The 16,806-nt window shown below is 40.6% G+C and carries 15 protein-coding genes; 7 read left to right on the top strand and 8 right to left on the bottom strand.

Features of this window, described 5'->3' with window-relative positions:
• Nucleotides 1-226 precede the first annotated feature (226 nt).
• Both BS333_RS08055 and BS333_RS08050 read left to right on the top strand, forming a co-directional pair.
• Nucleotides 227-1,984, top strand: a complete 1,758-nt coding sequence (locus tag BS333_RS08055) for a DUF262 domain-containing protein (RefSeq protein WP_021709528.1) — start codon at nucleotides 227-229, stop codon at nucleotides 1,982-1,984.
• A 207-nt stretch (nucleotides 1,985-2,191) separates the two neighbouring features.
• Complete coding sequence (locus BS333_RS08050) at nucleotides 2,192-3,010, top strand: PhzF family phenazine biosynthesis protein (RefSeq protein ID WP_021709527.1); 819 nt, start codon at nucleotides 2,192-2,194, stop codon at nucleotides 3,008-3,010.
• A 67-nt stretch (nucleotides 3,011-3,077) separates the two neighbouring features.
• Here BS333_RS08050 and BS333_RS08045 read toward each other — a convergent pair whose 3' ends face one another.
• From BS333_RS08045 to BS333_RS08030, 4 genes are all read right to left on the bottom strand, one after another.
• Nucleotides 3,078-5,189 (bottom strand): TonB-dependent receptor, encoded by a 2,112-nt coding sequence (locus BS333_RS08045; protein WP_021709526.1) that lies wholly within the window; start codon nucleotides 5,187-5,189, stop codon nucleotides 3,078-3,080.
• A gap of 286 nt (nucleotides 5,190-5,475) precedes the next feature.
• A complete protein-coding gene (gene fhuB, locus BS333_RS08040; RefSeq protein WP_021709525.1) occupies nucleotides 5,476-7,482 on the bottom strand; it encodes a Fe(3+)-hydroxamate ABC transporter permease FhuB in 2,007 nt (668 codons plus the stop codon).
• A complete protein-coding gene (locus BS333_RS08035; RefSeq protein ID WP_033003664.1) occupies nucleotides 7,482-8,381 on the bottom strand; it encodes an iron-siderophore ABC transporter substrate-binding protein in 900 nt (299 codons plus the stop codon). Before BS333_RS08035 ends, fhuB begins: the two co-directional genes overlap by 1 nt.
• Before the next feature lie 19 nt (nucleotides 8,382-8,400).
• Nucleotides 8,401-9,168, bottom strand: a complete 768-nt coding sequence (locus BS333_RS08030) for an ABC transporter ATP-binding protein (protein ID WP_021709523.1) — start codon at nucleotides 9,166-9,168, stop codon at nucleotides 8,401-8,403.
• 193 nt (nucleotides 9,169-9,361) lie between these two features.
• Here BS333_RS08030 and BS333_RS08025 point away from each other — a divergent pair, with 193 nt between their 5' ends.
• Entirely contained in the window at nucleotides 9,362-10,564 is a 1,203-nt protein-coding gene (locus tag BS333_RS08025; protein ID WP_033003663.1) for an MFS transporter, read from the top strand.
• Between the two features lie 2 nt (nucleotides 10,565-10,566).
• On the opposite strand, the gene BS333_RS08020 is transcribed toward BS333_RS08025, so the two are convergent.
• Nucleotides 10,567-11,298: a siderophore ferric iron reductase gene (locus tag BS333_RS08020; protein WP_021709521.1), complete on the bottom strand. Its 732-nt coding sequence runs from the start codon at nucleotides 11,296-11,298 to the stop codon at nucleotides 10,567-10,569.
• Nucleotides 11,299-11,519: 221 nt separating this feature from the next.
• Between BS333_RS08020 and BS333_RS08015 the strand changes: the two genes are divergently transcribed.
• Together BS333_RS08015 and BS333_RS08010 are read left to right on the top strand one after the other, a co-directional pair.
• A complete protein-coding gene (locus tag BS333_RS08015) occupies nucleotides 11,520-12,137 on the top strand; it encodes a class I SAM-dependent methyltransferase (RefSeq protein ID WP_021709520.1) in 618 nt (205 codons plus the stop codon).
• Between the two features lie 3 nt (nucleotides 12,138-12,140).
• A complete protein-coding gene (locus BS333_RS08010) occupies nucleotides 12,141-13,268 on the top strand; it encodes an HNH endonuclease (protein WP_021709519.1) in 1,128 nt (375 codons plus the stop codon).
• A 411-nt stretch (nucleotides 13,269-13,679) separates the two neighbouring features.
• Here BS333_RS08010 and BS333_RS08000 read toward each other — a convergent pair whose 3' ends face one another.
• Together BS333_RS08000 and BS333_RS07995 are read right to left on the bottom strand one after the other, a co-directional pair.
• Nucleotides 13,680-14,003 (bottom strand): hypothetical protein, encoded by a 324-nt coding sequence (locus tag BS333_RS08000; RefSeq protein WP_021709517.1) that lies wholly within the window; start codon nucleotides 14,001-14,003, stop codon nucleotides 13,680-13,682.
• Nucleotides 14,004-14,176: 173 nt separating this feature from the next.
• Nucleotides 14,177-14,533 carry a hypothetical protein gene (locus BS333_RS07995; RefSeq protein WP_161622355.1) on the bottom strand — a complete coding sequence of 119 codons (357 nt, stop codon included), beginning with the start codon at nucleotides 14,531-14,533 and terminating at the stop codon, nucleotides 14,177-14,179.
• A gap of 473 nt (nucleotides 14,534-15,006) precedes the next feature.
• Here BS333_RS07995 and BS333_RS07990 point away from each other — a divergent pair, with 473 nt between their 5' ends.
• Both BS333_RS07990 and BS333_RS07985 read left to right on the top strand, forming a co-directional pair.
• On the top strand, nucleotides 15,007-15,696 hold the full coding sequence (locus BS333_RS07990) for a tail fiber domain-containing protein (RefSeq protein ID WP_021709515.1): 690 nt from the start codon (nucleotides 15,007-15,009) through the stop codon (nucleotides 15,694-15,696).
• Between the two features lie 210 nt (nucleotides 15,697-15,906).
• On the top strand, nucleotides 15,907-16,215 hold the full coding sequence (locus BS333_RS07985) for a hypothetical protein (RefSeq protein ID WP_021709514.1): 309 nt from the start codon (nucleotides 15,907-15,909) through the stop codon (nucleotides 16,213-16,215).
• Nucleotides 16,216-16,326: 111 nt separating this feature from the next.
• Here BS333_RS07985 and BS333_RS07980 read toward each other — a convergent pair whose 3' ends face one another.
• Nucleotides 16,327-16,596 (bottom strand): DUF5062 family protein, encoded by a 270-nt coding sequence (locus tag BS333_RS07980; RefSeq protein ID WP_021709513.1) that lies wholly within the window; start codon nucleotides 16,594-16,596, stop codon nucleotides 16,327-16,329.
• Nucleotides 16,597-16,806 lie beyond the last annotated feature (210 nt).

The raw sequence follows: 16,806 nt of genomic DNA, 5'->3' as shown, positions 1-16,806 counted from the left end.
AGTATCCATTTTTCTACTGATTTTGTGGTGTACCGCATTCATTTTTAATAAACTTGTGTTCTATATGCAACAGATTTTTTTTGAGTTTTGCTTCTCTTGTACGCCAAGGCGAAGATAGATACGGCACAGGCTCTAGATTCTAGGGTTATGTTGCAGTGGTATCGTCGATTAGCCAGATTTTATACAAGAGAATAAGTATTTGGATTTAGTTAGAAGGATTTCAAAAGTGGCATATTCAAGCCTGTCGATTAAGCAGTTAATCACCGATATTAGTGACAGTAAGTATTACCTACCGGCTATACAGCGTAAGTTCGTATGGGGCGAAGAGAAAATCTGTAACCTTTTTGATTCAATAATGCGCGATTACCCCATTGGCACTTTTTTATTCTGGGATCTTCCAGCCGAAAAAGCAGACCAATATACTTTCTATGAATTTCTAAAAAACTACCATCAGCGTGATTCTAAGAATGAGTTGGTTCGAAAGGACTTTACTCAAGAAGTTCGGGGTGTATTAGATGGCCAACAAAGAATAAGTTCATTGTATATAGCTTTACAAGGTGTTTACTGTTCAAAGCGAAAATATGCAAAAAAGACCACAGATAATGCATACCCCAAGCGCCAGTTGTACTTAAACTTGTTTGGTGATGAGAGAGATTATGAGTTTAAGTTTTTAGAGCAAAAAGATGCATTGGAAAAAGATGATTCAAAATACTTCTATCTCGTGAGAGACATCTTAAAACATGGTAGAGATGTAGACCCTCAAGATATTATTGAAGAGCTAGAAGATAGGACTCCTTCTGATGCAGATATGTTGAGGCGAAACGGTCGTGTTGCAAGAAAAAAATTATTTTTGCTGGCTAAAAAGTTAAACCAAGATGAGTTGATTAACTACTTCAAAATCGTGGAGAAAGACCTAGATGATATCCTGGATATATTTGTGCGTGTAAACAGTGGCGGTACTATTCTATCAAAATCTGATTTGTTATTTTCTACGTTGGTCGCTCATTGGGAGGATGGAAGAGAGCATATCGAACAGCTTATTGAGACCATAAATGGTGAGGATAGTCTCTTCAATTTTAACACTGATTTTTTAATGAGAACGTGCTTGTTTTTGATTGATGCACCGATGAGCTTCAAGGTACAAACGTTTGATCGAAGTAACATCGCTAAGATTCGTGATAACTGGGAGGCAATCTTTACGGCGCTAACAAAAACTTCATCAATCCTACGTGAGTTTGGTTTCAATAAGACCAGGCTGTCATCTAACTATGCTGCTACACCAATAGCATACTACGTTTACAAAGGCGGAAGGGTAGATAAAGAATCGAAAGCCGAATTGCGAAAGTTAGTCATTCATAGTCTGCTCAAGCAAATCTATAGTGGGCAAGCTGATTCAGCTTTAAGTGGATTACGTGATGGATTGAGAGATAAGCGTGAAGGCAGTTTTCCTCTAAAACAGATTAGCTTTTCATTTTCTAGTTTCCAACATACGAAACTTGCTGGTGGTAAGAGGCTTACAATTGACGGTGATGATATAGAGGATTTCCTAGAGTATAAGAAAGGTAGCTTCTGTTTCTTGCTGTTATCTGTCCTTTATCCAGATCTTCAAATAGACCAAATCAGCTTCCATCAAGATCATATGCATCCCCACAGTGGCTTTAAAACATCAGCATTAGTCGACATGGGATTACAACAGGAAGATATTACTCATTGGCAGAACCTCCGTGACCAGTTACCTAATCTCCAATTACTTGAAGGACAAGAAAACGCGGAGAAACAGGCCACACCGCTGGACATTTGGGTATCCAAGAGTGGGATTGACGAACAGTATTATCGTCAACGTAATTATGTGCCCGCTACACAATCGCTCAAGTTAGTAGACTTTGCTCTGTTTTTCGAAGCTAGGAAAAGATTGATGCGAAAGCAGCTACATCTAATGTTTGATGTTGATACAGCAGATAAAGTAGTCGAGTTAACTGAGTAACCAAGGAAATTTGGTAGCTCAATATTGATTCAGTATAGTTGTAATGGAGGGTAAGTTTATTTGTAATTGCCGGTTGGAATCTCTTTTAATGGAAATGTCCGCTGTATTCTGCTGACTCCTCAAAAAACATCAAACTGTGAGTTTCCAACCACCTGTGTTAGTTTGAACCTCTGTTCGCGATGATTTATCAATCAGGAAAGATATCGTATGGAATTAGAGATTTATCAAGTTGATTCATTTACTCAACAAGTATTTAAAGGCAACCCTGCTGGGGTTTGTATCACGCAAGAGCAGCTTAGCCGACCGTTAATGCTGGCGATTGCGGGTGAAATGGCGGTATCCGAAACGGCTTTTTTGTCCCTTTCAGATATGAACTTAAAGTGGTTTACGCCTGAAGCCGAAGTCAACTTATGTGGTCATGGCACCCTTGCTGTAGCTCATGTATTAAGAGAGAAAGGGCAAGTAAAGGCAGGTGATAAGGTGAGCTTCTCAACCTTGTCAGGCACGCTGACTGCACTGATTAATGAATCGACGATTGAACTTGATTTCCCATCGCCTAGCATTGAGTTTTCTGTGCCGAGCCCTGCCGCTTTGTTAGAACATCTCACGCTGACTCAAGAAGAGATCATCTCGTTCGGCCATTTTGATGAAAAAGTATTGATTGAATTAGCCAGTGAGCAGACTCTACTTAACCTGCAGCCCAATTTTGATGGATTAAAGCAACTGCCTGGTCGTGGGGTTCTTATTACTGCACTTTCGTCTGATCCACATTTAGACTTTGTGTCTCGATACTTTGCGCCTTGGGTGGGGGTGAATGAAGATCCGGTCACAGGCTCTGCTCATTGTGCTTTAACGGTTTATTGGTCAGAAAAACTAGCCAAAACCCAATTGAAAGGTTTTCAAGCTTCCCAGCGAGGAGGGTATGTCGACACGGAACTACTGCCCAACGGTAGGACAAAGTTAATTGGCTCAGCGGTTACGGTGATTAAAGGCAAGATGCAAGTCGCTGAAGAAAGCGGGGCCTAAAACCAACGCGACACCATAGGCATTTGGCCGTAGCTCATTGCCTATGGTGTCTTGTGTGGTTTAAAGCTTAAAATTTAACTTGGTAATTTAAAGTAAATGTACGTCCACGACCTTTGTAGTCAAACATCGCAGAGTTGCCATACCAATATTTTGCTCTTTGACTCCAAATGGTTGAGTAATCCTCGTTCAGCACATTTTGGATACCAAACCCAAGATTGCCGATAGGAAGTTGATAACTACCTATTAAATCAACCACAGTGTAGCCATTCAGCTTTCTATCCGAGGCGTCTTCATAATCAAACATTGTTTGGCTTTGTAACTTTAGGCTATAGTCGTGATCATACCATCCTATCCAAGTGTTGGCTTTGGAAGTGCTTGCCTCCATAGCTTTAAAGTCATCCCAGCCGTGGTCGCTTTTTTCTTGGGTCCTGACGTGATTGCCAGAAGCACCGATCTGAAGGTTGTCCGTTGCCCAATATTTTGCTTGGGCCTCAATGCCATATACTCTTTTCGGTTTGGAAAGCCCTTTAATGGTGAACTCATCGGTATATAAAATTGTTGCATCTGTATAAGAATAATAAGCCGCGGACTGAAACTCTAGGTCATCAATGTTAGTTCGATATCCTATTTCATAACTGTCGGTAGTAATGCCTTCAAGCTTAGAATTTGAAACCCGACTATTTGCATCTTTACCATAGTATTTTGCTGCATTAGGTAGATCGAATCCTTGTGAGAAGTTTGCCCACAGCTGTGAGTCAGGAGTGAGGTCATACATGGTTCCTAGATTGAACAAGAGCTCGTTGTAATCGGTGCTACCACCTGGAACAAAGTCTGAGTTGGTACTTTTTTGGAAGTCAGAAATGGTGGTATGAATATATTGATAACGAACCCCTGCCTGTACAGACCAGCGATCCGATATCGAGTATTCAGATTGTATGAATGATGCTAAAGCCCTGGTTTCAACCCCCGGGTATCTGCCTTCCATATGATCAATGATATGGCTAAGGCCGCCACTTGATTCAGTAATCGATTGATCATAAATGGCATTATTACTTTCAAACTTGTCCAAGTAACTGTCGATTCCGAAAGTAAGGCTTAAATCATTAAATGAACGATTTAAAGCCAGTTTAAAGGCCAAAATGTCTGAGACTTGATTAGATGAACTGGTTTTTAAGTTGTTTTTGCCTGAGCTTGTATATGGGCTAAAAGTATGATCTTCAGTTCTAAAAGAAAGCTCTGACATCAATTGATAATTAAAAAAGTCGTCATTGCTATAAGTTGTGCTTAACATAAAGCGTTGAGTACCTTGCTGCCTGGGCGAAGAGTAGCCTTTACGAACATCGACGAACTGAAATTTTCCTTCGTCATCTTTTTCGAAGTAGAGGCCATAAGGCGAGTCTTGCTGGCTTTCGTAATACTGGGTCAGTATGTTAAGTTGCTGTCCTGCTGTTAGATTGACTTGTGCGTTGGCCATCAAATCGACGGTTTCGTTAAATTGAGTTGAACCTTGGGTGATATCTGGTGTGATAATGTCGCCATGCGCGTCATAATAACCCTGATTTTTAGTGTAAGCGACAGCCACTCTCCCTTGAGCTTTTTCATTACCGAATGCAATGGATTGGGCCAGCTTGTAATCGAGATCTTGATTGGAACCGAAACCTGAGGTACCACCCACAAAGCTTTCAAACTCTCTGCCACTGTCGGTTCCTTTTTTAGTGATGATATTAATCACGCCACCAGATGCGCCTGCGCCATAAAGCGATGTTGCACCGGAAAGGACTTCGATCCTTTCAATATTGAATGGATCAATAGAATCCAATTGTCTGCTAATGGATCGAACTGATTGAAGAGAGACACCATCGATCATAACCATCATGCTCCGGCCACGAAGGTTTTGTCCTGAATGCGTACGGCCACCACTTGCAACATCGAGAGAAGGAACCGCAGTTGCTAAGATCTCGTCTAGGTTTTTACCACCTCGATATTCTTGCTCAATCAGCTCTGAATCTACGTACCAAACGGTACCAGAAATATCACTTAGGGCTTTAGGCATATGGCTTGAAACGATGACCATTTTCTCTTCTTGAGCCTCTTGAGCGAAAGCGTTAAACGCACCACTGGCGGAGAACAGTGCAAGGGAAAGAGTAGTAAGCTTAAAATATCCTTTTCTTATGTTCATAATATTCTCTGTAATCATTATGATTAGGGCGCACTTCGGCCCACTTTAATAAAGGCAGTCTTTAAGTCCCTCAAGCCTTGATTGGATAAATCAGACCTGAGGGCAGAGACTGGCAAAGTATAAATTTTTAAAATTAGACCGCTAAAAGTTATACAACGGGGGTTAGCGTTCGTGTATCAGATGAGTGAAGGCATTACCCTGTCACAGGTGTTTGGTAAAGGTTGGGACTGAGCCACTCGATCATGCCGCGTCCAGAATCGGTATCGAAGTTGGTCATCACATAAAATTAACGCCTCATCAAATAAAGGAAGTAGCCTCCTCCAATGAGTGAAGCCAACAAACCTGAAGGGAACTGCCATGGAAACCACACAACTCTGCCAACCCAGTCTGCCAAAACCATAATGATTGCTCCGAGTAAAGCTGCCGTTAGCATCTGTGGTAAGGCACGATATTGATGGAGAGAACGAGCCATGTGTGGCGCGAGTAAGCCAATAAAACTTAATGGACCTATGACGATGGTACATAGCGTAGTAAACAAGGCGACGAGCAATAATAAGACTAATCGGACCAACGCAATATTTATTCCAATACTATGAGCCACGGTGTCACCCAAGCTGATGAGATCTACCCATCGATACAGTAATAACGCAGTCATTCCTAATATTGACACTCCCACCATCAATAGCACAACGTCGTTGAAATTTGCCAGGTAAGTCGAACCGGATAACCAAGTCAATAGGGCGGTGGCGTTATCATGACCCGAGCTCATTGCAATCCTAAGCAATGCATCAAGGCCAGCACTCAAAGCAATACCAATCAACAATGTTTGAGTTGGCGAAAATTGACTTTTCCTTCCCAGTAACCACACTAATGCGGTGACGGAGAGTGCGCCTAAAGTACCAAGCAACATCTGTTGTTCTCTCTGGACTGCGCCAGCAAAGATAGTCCCTAAGACCAAAGCTAATGCTGCGCCAGAGCTTATCCCTAAAATTTCTGGACTTGCCATCGGATTATTGGAGATTCGTTGGATCAAGCTGCCAGCAAAGGCCAATCCTATCCCAGCAAGTAGTGCAACGAATACCCGTGGCGCTCGCAGTTCAAATAGCTTTTGGTTAAGGGTGAAGCTCCAACCATCTTGATTTTTACCAATAATGAGTGCCAAAAAGCACATCAAGGTTAGGCTTAGTATCAGTACTATGAGCGTATTTTTTGGAGCATGAGACTGATAACCAGCGGTTGATTCATCACGGGCTTTAAATTCTGCTTGTAATGGCGTTTTGTGTAGTAGCCATAATAGAAAAGGCGCGCCAATCAGAGCTGTCATGGCACCAGTGGGTAAAAGCTCTCCTCCAACACCTGAAAAAGGCTGAATAACAAGATCGATCATTAAGAGGAGGCCACTACCAATCAAACCACTGGTAATAATCTGTTTCCAGAGCAGCCTTATACCTAACATTCTTGCGATAGCTGGTGCGACGATACCGACAAATCCAATCAGGCCAACTTCGCTTACCACCGCCGCACAGATAAAAATAGCCAATGACAGACACAATAGCTTGATTTTTTTAATATTGATCCCTAACGATAGAGCAACATTATCACCAAATTGTAAAGCAGATAGTGGGCGTTGAAGCAGCAAGAGCAGCAACGTAGGAACGATGACAATAGGGAGTAAGGTTTGAACGCTAATCCAGCCATTTTGATTTAACACCCCAGCTCCCCAAACAAAAAGGCTGCTGAGTTTTTGCTCGTTAACCATTAATAGCATGGTGGTGATAGAGCCTAAAAATAAACTGACAACCATGCCTGAAAGTACCATATGTAATGGTGCATAACCCCGTGTTGAACTTAGGATAAAGACCAACCCGGTTGCCAGGCAACCACCGATAAAAGCCGCGACAAAGGAAGATAAAGCAAATTGAATTGGAATAATGAGAAGACCGAGCACCATGCCAAGCTCTGCACCTGAGGCAACGCCCAACGTGGTCGGAGAGGCGATAGGGTTGCGTAAGACAAACTGCATTACACAGCCCGACACGGCTAAGGCAAATCCACACATTAGCGCCATAGAAAGGCGAGGTAGATAAGTTAATTGTGTGATCAGGTGTTGGTAATTGTCAGGGTCAAAATAAAACAGAGTCTGCCAGAGTGAACCAATGCCTTGTGAATAAGGAGCGGTAAGGTGCAGTAAGCCACCGAAACTGAAAAAAATAGTTAAGAAAGTCGTTAAAACAATAGCTTTCAATGGCCATTGTTTTGATGAAGTAGATACGTCAATGGAGCGAGTATTCATTATTTTTTTGTCAATTGCTGTGTAAGGTGATCACTCAAGCGTTGTGCGGCAATTAATCCACCAAATGTCCATATCGCGGGCAGTTCATGGACAGACTGGGTCCGTGTAAACGCCATAGCTTGCCAAAGTGGTGAGTGCGACAACTTGTCACGTTGCTGCTGAGTGAGTGGACCAAATAGCGTGACAGTGGCCTTCTGATGTTCCGCAACTTTTTCAGTCCCAACGGTGGTAAACCCCCATAAATTAGTCTCATCTTGCCAATCATTATTTAATCCCATCGAGTTGACGGTTGCATCAATTAAAGAGCCCCGACCGTGAATACGTAACGTTTTATCATTCATAAAACGCACAAATAAAAGAGGTGGGTTAGACAGGTTGACAGAACGAATTTGTTCACCATTTTGTTGTAATTTCAGCTTTGTTTGCTCAATTAACTTGTGAGCTTGTTGCTCTTTATTGAACAAGACACCAAGGGAGCGAGTGATCTCCATTGCTGCGTCCAAGGGACGTTTTTTGTCACTATAAAGGCTATAAACCATAACGGGAGCTATCTTATTCAAAGGCTCAAAAGCTACGGCCATGTGTTGGCTCATTAAAATAACATCGGGCTTTAACTCAGCAAGCAGTTCAAGATTAGGTTCACGACGGGATCCCAAATCGATGACGTTAGCATTCAAACGCGGCTCAACGACCCATTGCTGATAGCCTTTTGCATCCGCAATACCTTGTGGCTCAATACCTAGGCTTAAAATGGTTTCTGCTAAGGCCCAATCGAGAACAAGCACTTTTTTGGGGGTACTTTTAAAAGAAGCGGTGCCCATTTCATGTTGGATTTCTAGAGCAAAGCTGTTGAAGGCACAAGCCAATACAATGAAAATTGCTATAAGACTTTTTTTCACAATCAATACCTTTTGGAATTCAAGCAATGTAGCTGATGGGTTGACCCGTTTGTGGATGTGTAAATAGAGCGAGTTCCACTCCGTAAATCTTTTGTAAAGTTGCAGGTGTCATCAATTCTTGGGGGGCACCTGATGCAATGACTTTTCCTGAATGCAAGGCGAGCAATTGATCACTGAACTTGGCGGCCATATTAATATCGTGAAGAACCATGATTACAGTTAACCCCATTGACTGATTGAGTTCGCGAATCAGGCTTAGCAGTTCATGCTGGTGGGCAACATCAAGCGCCGAAGTAGGTTCATCCAGTAAAATACATTGGCTTTGCTGGGCGAGTAACATTGCAACCCAAGCTCTTTGTCTCTCTCCACCCGACAGTGTTGCTACGAACCGATGAGCCAATGGATTGAGTCCAACTCTCTCAATCGCTTGGTCTACGATGGCATAATCTTGTTTACTGTAACGACCAAAGGCTCCCTTCCACGGGTAGCGACCAAAACAGACTAATTCACGTACCGTAACACCATCAGTAATAGGGGGGTGCTGTGGCAGATAGGCAACTTGATGAGCAAACTCTGCATGGCTAAAAGTGGAAAGTGGCTTTTGATTAAAAGTGATCTCACCACTTGAACAACGGTTTTGTCTGCTCAATAGTTTAATTAGTGTGGATTTTCCGCATCCATTATGCCCAAGTAACGTCGTCACCTTACCTGCCTGAAAGGTCAGATTCGTTGGAGCAAGAATCGTTTTAGCATCAATGACAAATGATGCATCGACCAATTGGTACATATTCTAATCATCGGTTGAGTAAATATTCAAAAGAAGATAATGTAATTATAAGTCAATGTAAATAGTAATAATTTTCAATACCATTAGTGTTATTTTTGTCATTTGCTTTGTTGGGTGTTGAAGATGCCCACCACTGGATATAACAGGCTTATAATTGTTAATGAATCACCCCACACCTAAAGATAAAAAAAAGATGCCCCAAAAATTAAACAAATACTCTCAATTAACTTTGATAGGATTTTCCGCAGCTTTAATGGGGGTTGGCCAAAATGGGCTACTTGTTTCACTGCCATTTTTAGTTGAAAGAACGGCATTTAATTTACCTATTTGGTCTATGCTCATTGCCATTGGTAGTTTTCTTTTTTTGCCATCGGCACCTTTTTGGGGGCGATATAGCGATAAATTTGGCCCGAAAAAAGTAGTGCTCCAAGCTTTGCTAGGTATGGCCGTGAGCTTCTCTTTACTGTGTCTTTTTGCTTTTCTCAGTAATTATCGTCAAGAGTGGGCGATGGTGTCGCTATTAGGTCTTCTGTTCGCCAGAATAATCTATGGTTGCACTGTAGCTGGAATGGTTCCGGCTAGTCAGCATTGGGCGATCATTTTGTACGGAAAAAATGATCGTTTACAGGCGATCACAACGGTAAGTATTGGCCTAAGTGCAGGGCGGTTGGTTGGTCCTTTATTATCGATTTTAATGTTAAAGTTATCTCCTTTTGCGCCTCTACTTCTCATGATTGTTTTGCCTTGTATCGCTTTGTTGGGAGCAATAAGCTTACCGTCACCAAAGTGCGAAGCCTCGGAAGAGCAGCAAAAGAAGTCACTTTCTTGGTATCCACCAAAGAAGTTATTGTCGTTTTTACTCTGTGGGTTATTTCTATGTAGCGCGATTGCTCTTCTACAATATAGCTTTTCACCACTAATTTTCTCGATTACCAGTTGGTCTACTGAACAAATCAGTGATTCGATTGGAGTTTTGTTGACTATTCGTGCAGGTTTAACCTTTTTAACTCAAGTTATGGTGATCAAGAAAAACAAATTAAACGCCTCGGTAATGTATCTCTATGGTTCCATTGCTTTGTTAGTTGGATTTATGCTGTTTTTAATTCCGAATATTTGGGGATTTGTATTAGCAATGGCGATGACAGCAATAGGCTCTTCGTTACTGGTACCTGCCTATACTTCTGTTGCAACAGAGCAACAAAGTCATGCGCCAGGTGCTATTGCTGGTTACATCTCTATGTCGCACACTATTGGTTATAGCCTCGCTTCATTGCTCGTTTTCAGTGTTACGCTCGATCCTCTTTATCCAATTTACTTGTGTATTGGTTTCTCGATATGCATTTTACTCACGGCTTTGTCGGTCAGTAAAAAGGGGCAAGAGACAATCCGCGAATAGCCCTAACGTTTGTTATTTGGTTGTCTTGGACAGTTTTGGCAAAGCTCGCGGTCGTGGCGTTTATAAACGAAACAACAGCTTGTTCTGGTAAAAGTCAGTTGTTTGGTTTTTTGGTTATATTTTAATTTGTCGATTAACTTTTCTGGTAAATTACATGCCGCTAACCAGAGTTTGGCCTGCTCAATCAGTGAACGATTAGCAAGGGCGGGTAGCTGCCACTGAAGCTTGACTAAACAACTTAAGATTCCGTCGGCAAACAGGTAATGAGTGAAGCCTGGTCGTATACGAGTCCACTGGTTGATCTCCTCACGAAAGTGACAGAATAGCGTCTGTAACTCTTGGCCCGCATAAGTGATTAATTCTTTTTGCTCGCCAATATAATGGTGGTGTTGCTCAAATTGATAGCCACTGATAAAGCAGGGCTGAACTTCCTGCTTTATATAAGATAGTTTAGGCAATCCTTTACAACAATACACAGATACACAAGCAAGATAAATTGGCTGCCAACATAGTAAACTCCAGGTTCTCGTCAACCAATAAGCAGAGCCTGCTTCTGGATGCTGGTGTTGTAAACTTTCATAAAGACCACGGATTGATTGTGAGTTAGAAGCTTGTATATCAATTAAAGGCCAAAGTGAGACATCATTTGAAGCTGTTTTTATCTCACCAGAAAGGTGAGGGTTTATCTGTTTAGAATGGCGAAAAAGGTCGTCTAAAAATGAAATACTGTCCATGCTTTTGAATTTATTCCTTTAAATATTGAAAGAATAAATAAACTTTACCATTATTGCAATTGATTATCATTGCCATTCGCCTTTGTCTGAATGCTAAGTTTTCTCAAGTGACAGTCGCGATAAACTTAAGTGAACTAAATCACAATAAATCATACTAAGCTAGCACTAATCTAGAATATGCAATTAAGCTAAAGCTCTAAGTTTACTGATCTTTTTAAGCAATGTGTCACACTGTTAATTTTTATCATCACAATGCCGCCCAGCTCGCGGCGCAATACAATGCAGTCACATTCGAGCAAGTTCACTGTGCATGGCGATCATATTGGCCGTGTTCGGGTGAGCAGGTTCTGGATGTAGGTGCTGGCTCTGGCCGAGATGCTCGGTGGTTCGCTGAGCGAGGGTGCAAGGTGGTGGCTATTGAGCCCGCGCAAGCATTGCGTAAACTCGGTAAGGAATACACATCAGCCTGTTCTATGAACCGTGTCGAATGGCTTGATAGTGCGCTCCCTGATCTGGCAGCACTCAATGCAAGTGTTTATCGATTTGACCTTATACTTGTCTCCGCGGTTTGGATGCACCTGAGCCCAGATCAAAGAGTTTTAGCCATGGCTAAGCTGGCACAACTTCTCTCAGCATCGGGCAAGTTGGTTATTTCTTTAAGACATGGACCTTTTGATGATGCTAGGCAGTCTTTTGCGGTTTCTGTTGATGAGCTAGAACAACATGCCATGAATGTAGGTTTGGGCCTCTGCTACGTCGAAGATAGCGAGGATATTCAAGGACGAAATGGGGTCACATGGCAGAAGGTGGTACTTGAAAAGAAACGAGCCGGAAGTTAAGCAATGGCAATTGAATACTACGTAGGCCGTTTCCAAAGCCTAAAAATGAACAATAGCCTTGGTCGCAAAAGCCCTCATAAAGTATGTATGCTGCTTGCAGTAATGGACTTGATACAAGCGGGTTATATTGTAGGCAATCGAATTGAGCTCAACACCACTTTAAAAGAACGCTTTACTCAGCACTTTAAGCGACTTTCTCAAAGTAACGACAAGAATACCCCTGAAAACCCTTTCTTCCATCTAAGAAGTGACGGTTTTTGGCATCTTTCCTATCATCAAGGTTACGATAAAGAGTCAACGAAGCGTTACTCTGCAAAAGCCATTGCTTATGCGTTTTTAGATGATGAGCTTTTTGATTATATGAAAAGCTTTATTGTTGTTGATCAGTTAAAAGATGCACTTGTCTCTAACCTTTCTGATATGACGACATTGTTTTATCGTTGGCTTGTCAATGTTGGTAAAACAGAGAATACGGCACGTGATTACATAACAGTAATAAAGGGTGATATTTCAAATTGGCTCATGGACTCAGGGCTATTAGAAGATAACTTAACCGACATACATTCGTATTATGAATTCTCTCGCTATGAACAAAAGGCAAGACAGTTAGAACAATTTCAAATTGAAGATACACGCAAAAAAGGCATGTATGGTGCCGCATTATCTCATTATCATAAGTTTTTTGCAGATCTTACTAAGAGCGATGTTAAGGCGGACATTAATCAAGTCTTGTCTGATAACACACTCACCAAAACAGAAAAATCCATTCTCGTGAATACAAGAATAGGGCAGGGTCATTTTAGAGAAAAATTGATTCAGTTGTGGGGTGGTTGTGCAGTGACAGGGTATCGTAATACTCAGCTGTTATTGGCGTCACACATTAAGCCTTGGCGTGATTCGAGTAATCAAGAACGTCTCGACAAGTTTAATGGGCTTCTTTTGTTAGCTAATCTTGATAAGGCGTTCGATCTCGGGTTTATATCATTTGATGATCGAGGAAAAGTCCTGATCTCTGATTATTTAGAGGCGCCAGAGGTGATTGGATTAAAAGAAGACATGGCATTAAAACTGACACCAGCTCATCAATATTATTTAGAACACCACCGAAATGAAATCTTTAAAAGGAATTAGAGTTATTATTCTATTTTTTAGTTCTAGGAATGACGTATTGGCTGAACATTATTTTGTACAATAATGACCTATAAAGAATAAAATAAGGTCGTTATTGGCAAAGTTGCTCAAAGTTTTGTTTATTAATCAATTTACAGGTCTCAATAAGTCGTTGAGGGCTATTGGTGCATATTGTATTTAATGAACCTGTTTGAGCGCTCCAATTTTGTTTTTGCCACTTATTGATCAGTGCTTTCACTTCCTCAAAAGAATTTAAGTTTTGAAATGAATGCGTCAATATATGAGTGGCGTTGGTTTGCTTCATCTGAGCAATATATTTACCTTGCTCGTTCATGGAGTAATATAAAAAAGCGCCCGTTATCCAACCTGATAGACTGAGTAGTATAATTAATGACCTGAGCAGGTATGTATTTATATGTGAAGTCGACATACGGTGGTCACTCCTTCTTCAGTTAGGATTCTTCTTAGTTTGTCTCTGCCATACTCACACAAGGTGGTTACGGAGCCAGTTTGAGCTGTCCACTCATTTTCAAACCAATACTGCATAGTTTGAACAATTTCTTGTTGTGTACGCTTTTTTCTTAGTGCTTGTATGACAATGTTGTAGGCATTTTCAGTACTGATACTCTCTAAGTGTTGCTGTTGTTCAGACATGTAGTTGTATAGCATGGCACTAGAAAACAACCATCCTGTAAAAGAAAGTAGCAATAGTATAATTAATCGTCTCTTATTCATTTTCTAAACTCTAAATACCTTTATATTCACTGCATCTATAGATGGGTTGTTCTCAGACAGTTTTTGAGTGATATTGCTCGCAAAAATTTCGCGTTATTTATCGGACAATATTGTTGATGTTATCAGGTAACGTCACCTAGCCGTTTAAAGAACGCAATTGCGTGCGGGCACCACTACTCAAGAGGTGTCCGTTTTTTTCTCAGCTTTATGGATTCTCTCTTTATCTCAAAGTGTTGTTTGATGACTTGAGATGGGATACCGGTATTACGCATGACTTTGCTTATGGTAATGCTGTTGTTTAAAAAGACATTCTGTTCAAGCTCTTCGGCTGCGATGTCTCTATCGGCATTCTCAAACAAGTAAGTAATCAGTCTCAGGTTACTGCTGCCCTTGCGGAAGTTGAGTAGCTTTCTATCATTTTGCCACAAAGAGTAATCATCTGCTTTAAACTCTAGAACGCTTTCATGCGTGAATAAATGCAAACAGATAAATAGAAACAGAACACTGTTAAGCACAAGTAATAAACACACTAACATACTTGTATTCAGTCCAATTGTTTTAAAAATTAGGGGGCGGTTATTATCTTTTTTAAGACTTAAATGTCAAAGGTAAATTGCCTTTATTAAATATAATATAAGCTTATGATCTCTACATAAGTAAAAATTTCACATAGTTACGTATCTTGTTTGTAAAACCCTAGTGTTATTATTTTTTTTGTTGATCTGATGCTTGTCTTTGTTAATTTTAACTCACTTGGAAATAATTATTTTTATTAATAAATCTATCTTTAAATGACAGATTAAGTGTATTTGTTAACAGTTTCTGTATTAGGTTTTAAGCTCTAAAAGCTCTGCTTATGCATCCTATCAACACCCTTATCATTAAATGTTGAGTTATTTTTTGATTCATATAACAAATGACAGAATCCAAATCTAAAAAACTTCCATAAATTTAACCTAAAAGAGATATTACATTTGTATTTTTTATCAATCGAGGGTTAATTATGCGTAAAAATTACAGTTACATGTTACTTGCTGCTAGCCTTGTGCCATTGAGTGTATATTCACAGTCTTTTAATATTCTTTGTACCAGCGAATATGAGGATGTTTCTGAGTATTTGCCTGATGACGTTACTTACCGAGCAAGCTTAAAGAAAACATTTACCGATGACTGGCAAAGGTACTTTCAATACGTAGATATCAGTGAAGATAAATACTTGAATTTTGTGATTGAGTGCCCTGTGGGTAGTTCTCCAACGCCAGCGATTAAAGACGACTATTTTTCATATATTTTCCGTGTCCATAAAGTAGATAAATCTTATTGGGCGCCTGGCTCTGCGACATTTTTTGATGTTGTAAACGAGCTCACATATCGAGTAATAAACCCGCCAGAGCACCTCTTCCTTAGATTTAGTGATATTTACTTAAAAGAAGAGATTACCCCTTTTAATACCTCTGTGGATGAAATGCTTCAGCTAGAAGCGTATCAGTATCGTTATGTCAATCAGGAGCAAACAGAGATTGGGCTGCTTGCTCAGCAAGTGGAAGAGGTCTATCCAAACCTTGTTTTAACTGATAAAGAGACAGGAAATAAGCTGGTGGATTACAAAGGCATGGTCCCAATTTTGTTGGAATCGATCAGAGAGCTAAATGAAAGAGTCGAACAGCTTGAATCGAAATTAGAACAGCAATAAACCCATATAAATCACATTCGCGCCTATTTACAAACTTTAAGGTTACTTTACGCTGTATTATAAATCACAGTTTTTGTATGAAGGGAGACAGTTTTATTGTGTCACCTTGCCAATTTTGGTTATTCTGGTTTTGAAGTTAAACTTAATTAAATCAATACTTTAATTGTTTTTCTTCTCAATTTTAACTCACAATAAGATAAGGTTTTAACCATGAAAATGACAACAACGTTACTGGCTACTCTACTTTTTGCTTCAACTGGTGCTCTTGCTAATACTTCGACATTAACCGCTCAAGAAGAGCAATTGATTAATGAAGCTGCGACTTTAGATATGCGCCGTTGTGCTCTCCATTCTCTTATTGAGTTACGTAACCCAGAAAAGAAAGAGATGCTCAATGGGTTATTTAAAAATTTGAATACTGATTTGAAGAACATGGGGTACGAGTCGAATGGCTCTGAACTACCAAGCTCTGAAGAAATGGCCATTGCGATTATGGCGATGTGTAAAGCGAAATACTAATCTTTTATACCCATAACCTGTGTTCGCTTGGGTGTATATAAAAAAGAGTGAGCTCGGGCTCACTCTTTGTTTATTCGGTAATTTGGTTTATTCGGTAGTTTGGGCTGAAACTCATGGAGTAATGGCTTGCGAATTCGCTTTTTTTAAATTGCCTTTCATCCATATCGCGAGTCTACGTTTGATATTTGGGCCGTTGGTCTTATCCAGTGGAAGCGGGGTAATCTGACGAACTTTGACGAGGAAGAGGTATAGAGCCTTGGCAACAACTGGCTGAGGTTGGTTTTTATCCGTGAGAGGGTAGCCTTGCATTTCTGCGAGTTTACACCCAACTTTTAGGGCTTTTTTGAACAGCTTTTCGTCTTGCTTTGCTTGGTCGTTCATAGTATTAACCTTACCTTGTGTTAATTAATTCATCCCATACTTGTTATTATAGTGTGCTTTTACTTAATAGCATGCTTTAAAATCAAGTAACCATTATGAGCAAGCATCCCTATAGCCAAGTAACCCCCTATACCTAAATAACCTCTTGAAGCCGTGTTCAGCGAGATGACCTTAACTCTCAGGCGCGGCAACGATTCGCAGGTGCTATAG

It is taken from the genome of Vibrio azureus (genome assembly GCF_002849855.1).
GTDB lineage: Bacteria > Pseudomonadota > Gammaproteobacteria > Enterobacterales > Vibrionaceae > Vibrio > Vibrio azureus.
Note: the sequence above shows the minus strand (reverse complement) of the source record. Positions and strands in the feature narration are given on the sequence as shown.